At 69.9% G+C, this 15,044-nt stretch carries 12 protein-coding genes; all 12 read left to right on the top strand.

What is annotated here, in order from left to right; genetic code table 11:
* The first annotated feature begins 2 nt into the window (after window positions 1-2).
* From ACWIHY_RS33800 to ACWIHY_RS33745, 12 genes are read left to right on the top strand one after another with little or no spacing between them, the layout of a single operon-like run.
* The gene (locus tag ACWIHY_RS33800) at window positions 3-398 is read left to right on the top strand and encodes a hypothetical protein (RefSeq protein WP_454380176.1); all 396 of its coding nucleotides are present in this window, start codon (window positions 3-5) and stop codon (window positions 396-398) included.
* A 19-nt stretch (window positions 399-417) separates the two neighbouring features.
* Entirely contained in the window at window positions 418-615 is a 198-nt protein-coding gene (locus ACWIHY_RS33795) for a hypothetical protein (RefSeq protein WP_454380174.1), read from the top strand.
* A gap of 22 nt (window positions 616-637) precedes the next feature.
* Window positions 638-841 (top strand): hypothetical protein, encoded by a 204-nt coding sequence (locus ACWIHY_RS33790; RefSeq protein ID WP_454380173.1) that lies wholly within the window; start codon window positions 638-640, stop codon window positions 839-841.
* Window positions 838-5,064 (top strand): AHH domain-containing protein, encoded by a 4,227-nt coding sequence (locus ACWIHY_RS33785; protein ID WP_454380172.1) that lies wholly within the window; start codon window positions 838-840, stop codon window positions 5,062-5,064. The genes ACWIHY_RS33790 and ACWIHY_RS33785 overlap by 4 nt, the downstream gene beginning before the upstream one ends.
* 9 nt (window positions 5,065-5,073) lie before the next feature.
* Window positions 5,074-5,583: a hypothetical protein gene (locus tag ACWIHY_RS33780; RefSeq protein ID WP_454380170.1), complete on the top strand. Its 510-nt coding sequence runs from the start codon at window positions 5,074-5,076 to the stop codon at window positions 5,581-5,583.
* The gene (locus ACWIHY_RS33775) at window positions 5,580-6,005 is read left to right on the top strand and encodes a hypothetical protein (protein ID WP_454380168.1); all 426 of its coding nucleotides are present in this window, start codon (window positions 5,580-5,582) and stop codon (window positions 6,003-6,005) included. The genes ACWIHY_RS33780 and ACWIHY_RS33775 overlap by 4 nt, the downstream gene beginning before the upstream one ends.
* Entirely contained in the window at window positions 5,996-7,741 is a 1,746-nt protein-coding gene (locus tag ACWIHY_RS33770; RefSeq protein WP_454380166.1) for a hypothetical protein, read from the top strand. The genes ACWIHY_RS33775 and ACWIHY_RS33770 overlap by 10 nt, the downstream gene beginning before the upstream one ends.
* Window positions 7,741-8,115 carry a hypothetical protein gene (locus ACWIHY_RS33765; protein ID WP_454380164.1) on the top strand — a complete coding sequence of 125 codons (375 nt, stop codon included), beginning with the start codon at window positions 7,741-7,743 and terminating at the stop codon, window positions 8,113-8,115. Before ACWIHY_RS33770 ends, ACWIHY_RS33765 begins: the two co-directional genes overlap by 1 nt.
* Entirely contained in the window at window positions 8,115-8,798 is a 684-nt protein-coding gene (locus ACWIHY_RS33760) for a hypothetical protein (protein ID WP_454380162.1), read from the top strand. The genes ACWIHY_RS33765 and ACWIHY_RS33760 overlap by 1 nt, the downstream gene beginning before the upstream one ends.
* Complete coding sequence (locus ACWIHY_RS33755) at window positions 8,795-10,120, top strand: baseplate J/gp47 family protein (RefSeq protein WP_454380160.1); 1,326 nt, start codon at window positions 8,795-8,797, stop codon at window positions 10,118-10,120. The genes ACWIHY_RS33760 and ACWIHY_RS33755 overlap by 4 nt, the downstream gene beginning before the upstream one ends.
* Window positions 10,117-14,448, top strand: a complete 4,332-nt coding sequence (locus ACWIHY_RS33750) for a LamG-like jellyroll fold domain-containing protein (RefSeq protein ID WP_454380158.1) — start codon at window positions 10,117-10,119, stop codon at window positions 14,446-14,448. Before ACWIHY_RS33755 ends, ACWIHY_RS33750 begins: the two co-directional genes overlap by 4 nt.
* The gene (locus tag ACWIHY_RS33745; RefSeq protein WP_454380156.1) at window positions 14,441-15,028 is read left to right on the top strand and encodes a hypothetical protein; all 588 of its coding nucleotides are present in this window, start codon (window positions 14,441-14,443) and stop codon (window positions 15,026-15,028) included. The genes ACWIHY_RS33750 and ACWIHY_RS33745 overlap by 8 nt, the downstream gene beginning before the upstream one ends.
* The last annotated feature ends 16 nt before the right edge of the window (window positions 15,029-15,044 follow it).

Here is a 15,044-nt window from a genome sequence, read left to right as displayed (position 1 = left end):
AGATGCCCGAGGTCAAGTGGGACACCCGGTTGACGGTGATGCTCGGCACCACGCCGGTCACCCCCATCGACTCCTTCAGCCCCACGTTCAACAGTCCGGTGCAGCCCCTGCACTCCTTGGAGGCCGACAACGTCGCCCACATCGTCCAGCCCAAGGCGTTCACCTTCTCCATGGCGGTGAAGGCGATCGGCCCGGTGGTCGCCAGGCTCACCGACATGGCTCTGCACCACGAGAGCTTCAACATCGGGCTCCAGGAAGCTTCCGGTACCGACTGGACGTTCCAGCAGATCCTGTTCAGCGAATGCTTCATCACGTCCGTCGCGACCACGGTCCTCATCGACGGTGTGCCGACCACCACCTTCAACTGCGTCTGCCTGGAAGTCACCCCCACCACCTGACCGGAGTGCGGAGGACCCCATGTCACACCAGGAAATCGAGCAACAGGGCGCGCTGCCCGAGGCCATGGGACCGGAGCCCGTCGTGGTCTCCGGTCCGGGGGCGGAACTCCACTTCCACTTCCCGATCGAGGTGGTCCTGGCGGGAGACATCGCCGAGGAGACCCGCCGGGACCTCGTCTCGGGAATCTACGAGGCCTTGCACGAGGCCCTCAGCTGACCGCGCGGCCCGGAGCGTTCCCATGCCCACCAAGATCACCTGTTACTTCCCCATCACCGTCAGGATCACGGGGACTCCCTCGCCCGCCGCCCTGGAACACCTGGGCGAGGTGGTCGAGCAGGCGCTGATCGCACGCCTGAGCTTCGCCCGGGCGAAGGTCGCCGCGGCGGGTTTCCCCGAGATCGTCCCGGCCGACGCCGCGGACCGCTCGCGGGCGGCGCCGTGAACGCGCCCGTCGTGGTCACGCCGGCCACCGCCGCGGAGACGGCGGCAAGCGGCGTGGCGTACCGGCGACTGCATCTGCCGACGTCGGTCGCGTTCACCGGGGACGACGAACGGCCTGCCTACGAAGCACGGTTGGAGGCGCTGCTGCTGCGCGCGGTCGCCCAGGCGATCGAGAAGGACGACCAGAGTGCGGGGATCACCGGCCCGCGGCCGGGGTGGCCATCGGCAGGCGACCGTACGGCGGCCGGGGCGCCGGTGGAGCCCACTCCGGGCGGTCGCGCCCATCTCACCTTCGCCATGGCCGTGGCTGAGGCGGACGAGGGAGGGGAAGAAGGCGCGGGAGACGGCGAGGAGGAGGACAGGAAGGAGGGAAAGGGCGGTGCCGGACAGGGGGCGGGCGGAGCTGCCCCCGGCGAGAGCCAAGGGGAGGGCGCACAGGAGACCGCGGAACCCGGCGTGCCGCCGGCCGACGCACGACAGACCCCCGAGCCGGCCGCCACCACGGCCACGGCCACCACCGCATCGGCCGACACCGCCACCACCGCCGGCACCGCCCCCACCGCTGAGCAGACATCGCCCCATCCCGGGGCACCCGCCCCCGACACCGCCATGGCCACATGGGTGTCGCCGGAAGCGGCAGCCGCAGTCGCGCCGGGCGGGGCCGAAGACGTGAGCGCGGCTGCCAGGGCGCGCTCCGGGAGGCAGACGAGCGTCACCGTGGTGACGGATCCGCAAAGCGAGGTCATCGAGGGACCGAGCCCGGTCGACGGACGCGCCGTGATGGTCATCGGCGCCACCCAGCTCGTGATGCTGGGCGAGGCGACCCGCTACGCGCGCTCACGCAGCCTCATCCATGTGGTCCAACTCGGCGACCACCTTTTCGGCGCCCGCTCCTTCGTCGTTCTGGAGGGTTCGCTCGGCACGGCCGAGAGCTTTTACCTGGCCGTGGCCACCGCACCCACCGTCACCAACGAGACCATCGGCAAACCGGTGGCGAACTGGGAGCTCGAAGGCCAGAAGATCAGCACCTTCACGGGCTTCCGCGTCCTGCCCTTCGTCACCACGCTGGACGGTCACCGGTACGGGGTGAATCTGCTGTGGACCAAGGAACGTGGCTGGGTGTGGGGAGACGTGGATGAGGGCAAACGCTGGATCAAGCTGAGCAAGTCGACTCAGGAATTCTGGCTTTCGGCCGAGGAATTGAAGGCCCTGACCTTCCAGGAACTCGACCGCCTGGTGGACGCCGGCCTCGCCGGGAACGGCGAGAGCCTGGGGAAGGCAGCCACTCAGCTGGCCGAGATGAACGCGAAGGCGTTCGCGCTGGTGGACGAGAAGACGAGAGAGAAGTATCTGGAGATCCTGATCAAGGCGTGGACGTTCGAAGAACAGCGGCACGCGATCACCCAGATCATGATCTCGCTGGACGGCTTGGCCCAGTTGCAGGCGGTCCGGGACCGCTTGATCCAAGCCGGCCTGTACGAACAGCTCTTCGCCGACATGGGAAGCGATTTCTGGGAGCTGCTCACGGCGGTCGGCAAGAAGTTCGGTGACAACAAGGCCCTGACGGTGCGGGAGTTCATCGGGTTCGTGACCGAGGCGCTTAACCTGACGATGCAGCACGACGCCGGGCTGAGTCGGAACGTCGAGCAGGAGCAGACCGCCGTGCTCGGTCTCAAAACGATGATCGAGATCGAGGAAGCCATCAGGGCGGTGATGGGATTCGTCCTGGGGACGCTCGGATCCCTCAAGATCATGCTGACCCAGCCCGAGAAGATCCTTTCCGGGCTATGGGAACTCCACACACTCGCGGTCACCTGCCACCTGGCCTATTACGGCGACCCCGTGTCGACCAGGCAACTGAAGGTCCTGATCGAGAAGGTCGGCCCCATGCTCGTCGACGGTCTGCGCGGTGCCGCACTCTTCGGGGTCGGCCCGCGCGTGCTCACGAGGATCAAGTGGGCCGTGATCATCGAGGCGCTCACCTGGATCTCGGAGATCCAGGCCGCCGTCAAGGCACTGGCCAAGATCGAGAAGTTCGTCGCCATCCTGCGCTTCCTCAAGATGCTCAGGGTGTTCGGAGGCGAGCGGATCGCCGCACGCTTCACCCGGCTGGCCGAGGCGCTGCACGCGGGCAGCGCCGTACTGAAGGGGCTCAAGGACGAGCACGCGGTCGTGGAGCTGATGCTCATGCTGCCCGAGGAGGACGGCATCCGCCTCGGCGCCGCCCTGCAGGAAGTCGACGTGCCCAAGGGCGCCCACCTGGCAGTGCTGATGGAACATCCCCGGCTCGGCCCCGTGCTCGCCGAGCTCCAGCCGAAGGCTGAGGTCCTGCGGGTGCTGGGCGCCAAGTCGGGTGGTCTGACACCGGAGCTGGCGCAGACCTTCGCCCGGCTGACCGGGAAGGACGGCTTCGAGATCGCCGAGGTCTCCAAGGTCGTCGAGGTGCTCCAGGACGGCGAGGGTGCCCGGTTCGCCAAGATGCTGGAGCAGATCGGCTTCGGCCGGATCGGGGCCCAGGCCCAGGTGAAGGCGGACCTGCTGGCGATGCTGGCCGGGGACGGCCGGCGCATGGAGGCCGTGCACCAGTACGGGATCGCCGTCGTGGGCCAGATGCACGCCCGCTCCGCCGGAAGCGCGGAGGCCTTCGACGCCATGATCGCGAAACTCGAGAAGATCCGCGCGCAACACATGGCCGACGGCAAGGCAGTGAAGTTCAGCGAGCTCGTCGACAAGCTCAGCCAAGGGAAGAAGGGGGCTTGGCGGCGGGTGGACGGGCCGCCCAAGGCACCCCGCGTCAAGGCGACGCCCGTCGAACGCGCCCCGGTGCAGCAGCGGATCAAGGAACTACGCAAGCGGTTCCCGAAGCACAGGGTCAAGAACCCGAAGGCGATGGAGAACGCGCTACGGCAGATCGCGCGGGCGTCCGAGACCGACCCCGCGAAGGCGATGGAGCACCTGGAGAAGTTCGAGGACCTGCTCAAGGCCGAGGGCGCGACCGAGGGCCACGTCGCCGAGATCGTGGCGGAGGCGGAGGCGAAGGCGAGCCGGGAGGCCAAGGCCCTGCATCACGAGCCCGATGAGGCGCCGGCGCAGGGGCTCAGTGCCCGCGACGAGCTCAAGTCGAAGACCGGGGAGGCAGGGTCGCCCGCGAACCGACTGGAGGGGTCCATGGAGGGCATCGGCCAGCACAAGGGACTGGGGGAGGAGGCGCACCACGAGGCAGCGGCCGGGGACCGTCGCGGCGAGCCCGTCAGGGACATCCTCGAATGGGCGGGCGTCAACCCCGTCGACGACCCGCTGAACGGCGTCTACCTGCCCAGGACCTCCATGGATCCGAAGATCATCCCCCAGGCCGCGACACGTCACCAGGGGCTGCACACGGACAACTACTACAAGGAGATAACGAGGCGACTGGTCGAGGCGAGGAAGCAGAGCGGGGCGGACGGGGTGGTCCACGAGATGTCCAAGATCAAGAAGGAGCTCATCGATGGCGTCATGAAACTGCCACCTGACACGGGCGTGGCCCATGAGAGCTACGCCGAGTGGTTTGCCAAGTACAGGCACAACCTGGAGTGGCTCACCGAAGCGGAGCAGCTCGACCTGCTGGAGAGGGTGAGGGCCGCACCGCGTAAGAAGCAGGCACCAAAGGTGCTCCGGAAGGCGAGTCCGAGGGCGACAGTACCCGAGGCGGCACCGCAGCACCGGCCCCCTGAGAAGGCGAAGGCCAAGCCCGAGGTGAAGCCCAAGACCGAGGCCGAGGTGAAGCCCAAGGCCAAAGCCAAGGCCACGCCCAAGGCGGAGCCCAAGCCGGAGGTCAAGCCCAAGGCCACGGCCAAGGCCCAGCGCGAGGTGAAGCCCAGGACCGAGGCCACGCCCAAGGCCGAGCCCAAGCCGGAGGTCAAGCCCGAGCCCGCGACCACGACGCCCGAGCCCGAGCCCCTGCCCGAGCCGGACGTACGCACGCGGATCGACATCGAGGACGACCCCGTGGCGGCAGCCACGGCCGGCCCCCGCATCCGGGTCGACCGCAAGCCGCGCAAGCGTCGCAAGCCCAAACCGCGCTACCGCGTCGACCCGACTCCCCCCACCCGTGTCGCCCCCGAAGTCGACGAAGACGTGCTGGGCGAACCGCTGTACGAAGTCTTCGAGGACGCGCCGAAGCCGGAGCGGAAGAAGAAGCGCGCGAACAAGCAAGGAGGCCGGGGAGATGACCAGGGAAGGTAGGTGCGGGCCATGCCAGCCGGTGTGAACGTTCCCGTCCTGATCGGCGCGGTGCCGCTGTTCACGGTCACCAGCCTGTCCCTCAGCGAGGGGTACCAGGTGGCCAGGATCGCCGGCAGCCGTCTCACCCAGCTCGTGGCGCCGACGACCAGAACGATCAGCGTGGAGGCCGTACTCGTCGGCAGGACCCGTCTCCCGTCCAAGAAGGGTTTGGAGACGATGGCGCTCACCTCGCGTGCGCTGGCGGGTTCCACGGCGCCGTTGATGAAGGTGGCCGGGCTGCCGGTCGTCTGCGGGATGACCGTCAGCCTCGATATGCAGATCACCAGCCTGCGCTTCACCCAGTCAAACCAAAAGCGGGACGCCGTGGACGTCACCATCAGCCTCGAACAGGTCCCCCGCTCCAGCTTGACCGCGGTGCTCGGGGAAGCCATGGACCTCGCGCTCGCCGCCGGCTCCGTCGCGATCCCCACCGTGAGCGAGACGGGGTCGCCGTCCCGCCAGCTGGGAGGTGGACTGTGACCGCCGAACTGCTCTTCCAACGACTGCCGGTCGAGCCCGACGCGGGACTTCCGCAGCTCTTCCGGTGCCCGGTGGGTGAGACCACCTACGACTTCGCCCTGTACGCCAACTTCGACGGCGGCGAGGACGACCCTCCCGAGACGCTGTACGACCTCGCGGCGTGGAGCCGCCTCCCGCAGCCGATCGACCCCGACCTCCAGCCCGTACCCCCCGGCCACCTGGTGCTCAGGGTGATCGGCCCGGGCCCCGACGGCCCGCGTGTCCTCCTCCTGCGCAAGCTCGTGCCCGAGCCGGATCTCGTCCACGTGGCGGGCCCGCTGGCCGTCAAGCTCGTTGAGGCGACGGTGGCCCGGGGCAACCTCAACGGAGTCGGCCACTTCGGCTCCCGGATCGTGATCGGGGTGGCACGGCGATGGGAGTGATCCTCTGGTACCAGCTCGACTTCCCGATCCTGCGGCAGAAGATCTCGAACGACGTCCGCAGCGGATCGGTGCTGGCCGATGCCGAGGTCGTGATCAAGTACGGGATCGGTGAACCGGCAACGTTCGACATCACCTTCGAGAACCTGCCGCTCGCCGTCCATAAGACGCTGACGAGCGCGCTCGCGGAGAAGCCCGGCCCCGACGGCGGAGTCGACGTCGACATCCACCTCGGCTACCTGGACGACCCCTCCGGGCGGGAAGTGGTCTTGTCGGGCAGGGTCGACGCGATCAAGTCGGCAACCCGGTTCCCTCCGCTCGGCATCCGCCTCACCGGGTTCGAGGAGGCCGCGTACCGGCTGCTCAACCACACCGACCCGGGCAGCAAACCGCCCATGGCCGCCATCTCGAAGTCCGAGACGACGCCCTACGACGCGGCGAAGTACATCGTCGGGCTCGCCGGAGTCGACCTGGTGGGGCCGGAAGAACCCGACGCCCCCGAACGCCCGATCAACAGGTCCGGCAAGAACTCCTTCGCGCTGCTCAAGGGAATGGCCTCCGACTTCGGTTACGAGATCCTCGTCCAGGACGGGACGGTCCAGTGCGGGTTGACCCTCAGCCATCCGCCCACCGAGAGCAGGTTCCCCTTCATTCCCCCGGACGCGTTGCTCGCGGCCGCGATGCTCGCCGAGGACTGTCTCGTCGAGTACAAGACGATGACCGTGGCCCGGCTGGCCGAGTTCAAACCCACCCAGCTGGAAGCGGTCGGCAAACAGGCCGTGGTCACCGACAAGGCGGACCCGAACAAGGTGGAGCTCTTCGACTTCACGGTGCTCGGCGTCCCCTCCCTACGAGCCGGCCAGATGGTGGCCGCCGGAGTGGAGGGCTACGAGAAGCCGATCATGAACTTCCGTGTCCTCCAGTTGACCCACACGTTCTCGCCGCGGACCGGGTACACCTGCACCGGCCGCGCCGTGGAGTTCAGCGGCGTGGGCGGCAACCACCGGCGCAGCGAGCTCGCCCGCAAGGCGACCCCGTACTCGATCGCGGACCTGATCGCCGGCAAGGCCCATGAGCGTGCCGCCGCCACCCCCTCCGTCGACGTCGGCCAGGTCGACAAGGCCAAGCCGGACCAGCGGGTGGCGAGCGTGTCCGTCGGTCAGCGGTCCGACTACGCCAAGGCGTCGCCCGGCGTGGACGTGCCGGTCACCGGAGGGAACGGGGAACGGTACGACAGGCCCGTCGCGTCGCCGTTCGCCTGGCACAACGTCGGTCTGTCGGTCCCGGTGTACCCGGGCATGCGCGCCCTCCTCAACCAGGTCAGGGACGACCCCGACGACGCCGTGGTGACCGGCTTCCTGTGGGCCAACGATCCCGAGATGGAACGTCCCGAGTCCCACGATGGCGACTGGTGGCTCTGTCTGCCCACCGATCTCACCATCGGCAATGAGCCCAAGCCCACGGGCAAGGGCGCCAACGACCTGATCACCGCGGACGGCCGCCGGGTCGTCGAGGCGATCGGGCTGAAGATCGCGATCGGCGACGAAGTCTGCTCACCGGTCGGCAAGCGGCCCACCGAAGGGGACGCCGAAGTCTTCCTGCTCACCCACAAGTCGGGGACCACCGTCACGATCGACTCCGACGGCAACGTCACCGTCGACGGCGGAACGCAGAACGTGGTGCTCAAGTCCGAGGGAGTGACCCTCACGATCGGCAAGGGAAAGGTGGCGATCAGCTGATGTCCCTCGTACTCGTCCAAGGCGCGATCATCCAGTGCACCCACCAGGGCAGGCTCAAGCTCGCCGCGGGCGACCTCCAGGTCTCCGTCAAGGGCAAGGGAGTCATCCTCGCCGGGAAGGAGAACGGCCTGGTGTTCGGCTCGGCGGCCACCCCCGTACCGGGCATGGTCTCCCCCTGCGCCGCGACCACTCCCGCCGGGGTGCCCCAGCCCTGCGCCATCACACCGGCGACCTCCGACGGATGGTCGAAGAAGCTGACCGTCGGCGGCACCCCGGTGCTGCTGGCCACGGCCTCCGGGGTAACCGTGAGCGGGCAGGGCCCCGGACGGTGGACGGTGGCCGACCCCGGCCAGATCCTGCTGGAGAGCCGCTGATGTCCGGGAACGAACCGCTGGAACCGCGCGACGTCCGTCCCGCCGGCGGTGGCGAAGCCGGTCTCCTGCCCGGAGACCGGCCCGGAGGACAGACCGGAGACTCCCTGAGGGCCGGTCCCTCACCCCCCGCCACGCCCCTCGCGACCGCCTTCCGTGTCTCGTCGGCCGGATCGGAGCTGGCCAACGCCGCGATGCGCACGTACGTCTCCGGCGACGCCCCGCCCGAAGGCGCTCCGAGCCTCGGCCGCAGCCTCGCCCTTGACGAGGGGGACCTCGTCCTCGACGGACGCTCCCACGACCTCGCCCTCGTCATCGGCGCCGACGCCCTGAGCCAGGCACTGGAGCTGGGCGTCGCCACCCAGAAGGGCAGCGACCGGCTCAACACCCAGTTCGGCTTCGACCGCCTGGCCATCGGCGCCTACGCCCACGACCTGCCCACCCGCAAACAGTTCCTCACGATGGAACTCGTCCGCTGCCTCAGCTCGGACCTTCGGGTCACCGACGTGCGCGAGGTGTTCTTCGACGACGACCCGCGCTATCTGGAGCTGCTGCCCGGACTCGACGACGAGACCCACCGCCGGGAGGTCGCCGCCGCGCACGCGGCACGCGTCTACGCGGTCTACGCCATCGTCGACACCGTCGCGAACACCACTGTCACCCTCCGAGCAAGGGGGACCCCATGACCTCCGAGGAACGGTTCGGCGTCGCCGAGGACGGGTTCGTCGTCAAGGGCATCGACCGGATCATCGCCGACCAGCAGACCCGCGCCCGAGCCATGTTCGGCGACGATGTCGACCTCACTTCGGGCAGCGCCCTGCGCAAGGTCCTGGACGCCGTGGCCTTCGACACCCACGAACTGTGGCGGGCCCTCGAATCCCAGTACTACGGCACCTTCATCACCACCGCCCAGGGCCGCAGTCTGGACCTGCTCGGCTGCGACCTGGGCCTGCGCCGCCGCGAACTGCGGGCCCGCGGACCCGTCTTCCTCACGACCGGGAAGGAGGATCCCGACCGCCCCTACGCCCTCCCGCAGGGCACGGTCATCGTGACCGAGCCCCCGGCCGACCAGCCCGTCCTGGCCTTCCGGAGCACACGGGCAGCCATCCTCTCCACGGAGCAGAAGACCGCCACCATCGAGGTCGAGGCCGTCGCGCGCGGTGACGACGGGAACATCTCCGCCGGCACGAAGATGCGACTCGACCCCGAATGGGCCCGGCACAACCTCAACCTGGGTGCCGCCGAGGTCAAGGCCGTCGCGCAACAGACCTTCCACGACGGTGACGTCGGCGAATCCGACGCCGTCTACCGGGCACGCCTGCTCGGCGTCCCCCGCACCGTGTGGACCCAGGAAGCGCTGCTCGCCCAGGTGCTCGACGTGAACGGCGTGCGGGACGCGGCGATCTTCGACCCGCTCGGCGGCGTCGAGGCCACCCGTCGCGCCTTCGGGACGTTCCGCTTCGGCAGCCGCGCCTTCTCCAGGGAGCACCAGACCGGCTCCCCCTACTTCTTCGACATCGTCGTCGCCGCCGAGCCCGGCTGGCCGTGGAACAACGGCGAGGCGCTCATATCCGGCGTGTACGACGAGGTCCTCGACGCCGTACGGCAGTGGCGGCCGGTGTCGATCTTCCCCGACATCCTCGCGGCCAACCAGGTCGACGTCGGGATACGCGCCACCCTCGTCGTCGAGGCGGGCCACGACGAGGAAGCCGTCAAAGGCGCGATCCTCGACGCCGTACGGGCCTCCGTCAACCGGCTCCGGCTCGGACACGGCGTGCTCCACTCCGACATCGTCCTCAGCGCCCGCACCGCCGCGGGCGTGGTGGACGTGCAGAACCTGCGACTGCGCCGCTTCGCCCCCGCCTTCGGGCAGACCTCCTACGGCGGAGGCACCTACGGCGGATCCCAGGAACTGTCCGTCGGCGAGAACCTGGACCTCGCCCCCGACGAGATCGCCCGCTTCTCCGTGGACACCTCCATGGCCGACCTCCAGGTCGTGGTCACATGAGCACGACACGACCCTGCGGATGTCCCCGCTTCCGCGACCCGCTGGCGGGCGGCGCCCTCGCCGTCATGCGGGACGCCCTCCCCGCCACGTACGACCGGGGCATGGAGCGCATGACCGTTCCGCTCTGCACCGCACAGGGCGGTGCGGCGGTCACCGTCCGGGACTACAACTTCGACCGTTACGAGCGCTTCTACGGCCAGCCGCCCGCCTCCCCCCGTTATCTGCTCGCCCCCCGGCAGGACGTGACCGAGCCCCTCACCGTCCGGGTCTCCTTCACCCGGGTCAAGGACGCGCCTGCGGAGCACGTGGACGTGCGGATCCCGGCGGGCCACCCGGCCGGACGCGCCGTGACGGTCCCGATCCCCGGCAGCGCGGCCGACGTCACCGACCAGCTGCAGCTCGTTGGCCTCGCCCCCGTCGCCCCCACCCGTACCTTCGGGACCGTCACCTGGGAGGTCACCGCGCTGCTGGGAAACCTGGCCAAACTGCTCTGGGTCATCTGCGCGGAACACGAACTCATCGCCGAACACCTCCGGGACGTGACGGCACAGCGCAACACCGACACCGCCCACGGCGTCAGCCTCGACCTCCTCGGCCTCGACCTGGGTGCACCCCGCTTCCCGCCCCGTCCGCACACGGTGGACGGCGCCACGATCGCGCTCTTCCACCTCGACGACGTCCCCCCGCCCGACGAGGACGGAGTCCCAGACCCCGACGCGGAGGTGACCACCGTCGTCGACGCCGCCGCGCCCACCCGCCCGGGGGACAACACAGGCGCCCGCAGCGGCCGGACGGGGCGCTTCGCGCACGCCTTCGGCTTCGGCTTCGGGCCGGACGAGAGCTTCATCAGCGTCGACAACGCCACGGCCTTCGCCCTCCCGGCCGACGCCGACTTCACCGTCGAAGCGGTCGTGCGGCCCGACCGGATCGCCACGACCGGAGCCGTGGTCGCGAAACGCGAGAAGCTCAACACCCGCGAGGACAAGGGCTGGGCCCTGACCGTCGGTACCTTCCGCGGTATCGACCACAACCTCCGCTACTCCCTCTCCGACGGCAGCACGGAGGTCGACCTGTTCGCCGACCGCGACCTCGGCGACGGAGCCTTCCACCACATCGCCGGCGCGCTCGCCCGCGAGGGAGGCACCTCCACCGTCTTGCTCCACCTCGACGGACAGGAGGTGGCCCGCGTCACCGACGCACCCCTCGGCGCGCTGACCAGCACCGCCAACCTCGTGATCGGCAGTGGAACGGAGGTCCGGGGAAACGAGACCATCGCCGCACAGTACACGGGTCTGATCGAAGAGGTACGGGTCTCCAGCGCGGCCCGTGACACCTTCGACCCGGTGACCGGCGAAGCCGACAAGCAGTACCGCCGCCGGCTCCAGATCTTCCACCGCTGGCTCCTGCCCACCCCCGACCGACTCCAGGCCGCGGTGAACACGGCGGCCGGAGCGATTACCGTCGCCCCGGAAGACCTCGAGCCGTTCGTGGTGCGGGAACAGACCCGGAGCGCTACCGGGCGATCGCCATCGACCAGCGCGGCCACGGCCGCAGCGACAAACCGGCCGACCAAGACCGTGGCCACGGGCGGCCAGCCCCTGCGCGTCCTGCCGACAAAGCTGTTGGTGAGTCAGTCCGTCACCTCCGCAGGCGAATTCGGCACGCCCGAGGAGGCCGCCGTCGGCAGCGCCGCCCGGGACGAACCCGACTTCGACCCCGCCTGGCTCATCAGCCACCCGGACCGGCCCGGACTGACCTTCGCGGACGACGAGGACAGCCGCAGGATGCAACTCGTCGTCGTCGACACCCTGGACGCCCTCCGCGACCGCCTCGCCGGACTGGACCGCCCCACGGGCGGCGACCCCGCGGATCCGGGTGCGACGGCCACCGGCTCACTGCACGTCCTCAAGGCGTACGACGCCACCGCCACCGGCCTGCACGGCGTGGGCCGCGCCGTCCTCCTCACCCACGAGCCGACCATCGGCCCCGAACGGCTGGGAGCGCTCGCCCACGCGGCCGGATTCGGCTGGGTCCACCACACCAGGGACGGCCACATCTACGCCGCCCAGCCCCGAGGCGAGGCCTTCCGCATCACCACGGCCACCACGGACGACTCCCCCGGCCCGCCGGATATCACGGAAAAAGGCGTGCTCGTCCTCGGCATCGAGCCCGACCCCTCCCCGTTCACCGACGCCGAGATCCGGTGGTCCGTCCTCCGCTCGGGATCCGGTGACGCCGTCTTCCGGCCGCGCGAGCCGGGTGCCCTGCACGCCCTCGCCGCCGGCGACGTCTCGGTCCGTGTCGAGGTCGTGCGCCGTGGCCACGTCGGCAGTGGCACCCGCCAAATCCGGATCGGCCTGTCCGACACCTCCCTCACGGCCGGACAGAGCATCAGCGGCACCGGTCGCCTCGACGCCGACGAGGTGGCCGCGGCCGGCCCGCCCACCGACGACTTCGACCCGAGCACGCTGCGGGTACGCACCGACGACCTGAGTCGGCCGCCGCGCCTCGTCGAGTACCGCACCGAGCTCGAGAGCCGGATGATGCAACGCGTCACCGCGGACGCCCTCGACCGGCTGCTCGACCTGCTCGCGGGCACGGCCGGCAAGCTCATGGTGCTCGTGTCGTACATTTTGAAGGCCGAGGGCGAACCGCCCCCGGGCGAGCCCACGGAAACCGACCCCGACGCCGCCCTCCACGCCGAGGGCCGGGCCCTGCGGCTCCGTCACTCCACGCTGACCGCCTCGGCCCTCGCGGCGCGGGCCTTCGCGGCGGGCTTCGACCACATCCGGATCGACCCGCCCCCGCCCACCGACCCGGGCGGTCCGGAGACCGTACGCGTCGCCGTCGCCCCCGGCGAGCAGCTCACGGTGACCGGCCCGAGCGAGGTCGACGCCGGCGAGTCCGTCCCGGTCGAGGTCATCCCCGCCGCCGAACCCACCGCGGCCTGCTTCGCCGCGGACGGCTCAAAGGTCTTCCTCGCCGAGCCGGGCACGCACCAGATCACCTCCTTCGCCCTTAAGGCGGTTCCCCCGCGCCCGGCTCCCCGGATCCGCTGGGACACCTCACGCAGGGTGGAACCCTTTCCCGGAGCCCTCGCCTTCGGCGCGGGACACCTCTTCGTCGCGCACGAGCCGCTCGGCCGCATCGCGGTCCTCAACCCGGCGGACCTGATGCCGGCCACCACCTCACCGGAGATCGTCTGCCCCCGCCCGACAGCCCTGGCGACCGGCACCGACCGGCTCTACGTCGGCTGCGGCGACAAGACCCTGCGCGCCTTCGCCCTCACGACCGGCGAGCCTGCGCCCCCGCTGCAACTGCCCGCCGCACCGAGGTCCCTCGCGGTCGCCCCTGGCAGCCCCTCCCTGTACGCCGTCCTGGACGACGGCCGATGGTGCCGCGTGGAACGCGCGACGCTGACCCTGCGCGAGACCGTCGACACGGGCGACCCGAAGGCCCACTCCGTCGCCGTCACGGCGGACGGGAAGAAGCTGTACGTCATCTGCCCCGGACCGGGCCCGGTCGGCGGCGCGAGGATCCTGGTCTACCGCCCGCCGAGCCAGGATCCGACGGCCTCCATCGACGGACTCCCCGCAGGCGCCGAGCCGGTGGCGCTCAGCCTCAGCGGTGACGGGAAGCTGCTCTACGTCGCGACGGAAGGCTCACCCTCGGCGGTCGGCCGGGTGCACCTCGTCGACGTCGCCACCGACGTCCGCCTGCCGCAGGTGTTCAGCCCGGGACGAGGCGGGCCCGCCCTCGCCGCGAGCCCCTCCGGCGCCCCGTACCCGCCCTGCCTCGTCATGGCTCCGCGGCACGGCGGCACCGTGCTCCTCGCCGATCCCGCACCTCTCGCCGAGGACCCGCCCGGCCCGCCGCGGCTCGACGCCGAGCTGCCGCTGGGCACCGGTATGGGCGAGGTGCTCGCATGGTCGTGCACCCCGGACGGCCACGGCACCGCCGAACCGTCGACGCCCGACGCCCCGGTGTGCACGGTCGTCGGCGTCGCGCCCGGACGGGTGACGATCCGGGCCACGTATCTCCCCGCTGAGGGGCTGCGGCCCTATCAGTGCGAGGTCCGGCTCAAATGCACGCTGGAATCGAATCCTTATGCGGCCGTCACGAAGGAGCAGTTCGACCGGATCCTCAACGTCCTCAACTGGTTCCACCCCCTCGGCGTGGAATGCCGCACCGACCGCCTGCGCGCCCTGGCCGGTCTCGACCACGAGGAGACGGAACGGCCGCGCCTGCACACCTTCCCGACCTACCACGTCGCGGATCCCTTCTCGTCCCCCTTCATCCACCTGCGCAAGGACGACCACCATGATTGAGCGCTACAAGCCCCAGTTCAGCCACAAGGATTGGATCGACAACCAGGACCGCGTCCAGGCGGGCGGTAGGGACGGACTCAACCACCGTTTCCATCTGCTGGAGAACGAGTTCGCCGGGCTCGCGGAGAACCAGATCAACCCGATCATCGACTCGCGCGCGTCGACGACACATCTCACGCTCACCCCCGCCCTGATGCGCTGCATCAGCGCCGGAGGCGAGGTGCCGCCCTGGTTCCAGGGCATCGACATGGTCGAGAAGCCGCCGGGGATAGAGCAGGCGCACGGCTTCATGAACATCGTGCTGCCGGACGGTGCCCTCGTGCGGTCGCTGCTCGCGACCGGGAATAATAATTCCAGCAAAGGCACGCTGCACGTGTCCCTCGTGGCCCGCAACATCAACAAAGCCGGAGGCGGCACCGACTTCTGCATCCAGTCCACGACGCTGGGCACTGCTGCTCGGCCGGAGGCCGAGGTGAAGATCTTGAATGACACGCACCGCTATTACGTGACGGTTGACCTGGACGGCGCTGATGCGGCCAGCACGGTGCAAGTCTTCTGCGTCCAGCTCTCCTATCAGTGACCGTCCGGAACGCACT

Source organism: Streptomyces sp. NPDC055287 (assembly GCF_053646035.1).
The sequence above is the reverse complement of the archived record's forward strand: the minus strand, read 5'-3'. Positions and strand labels throughout refer to the sequence as shown.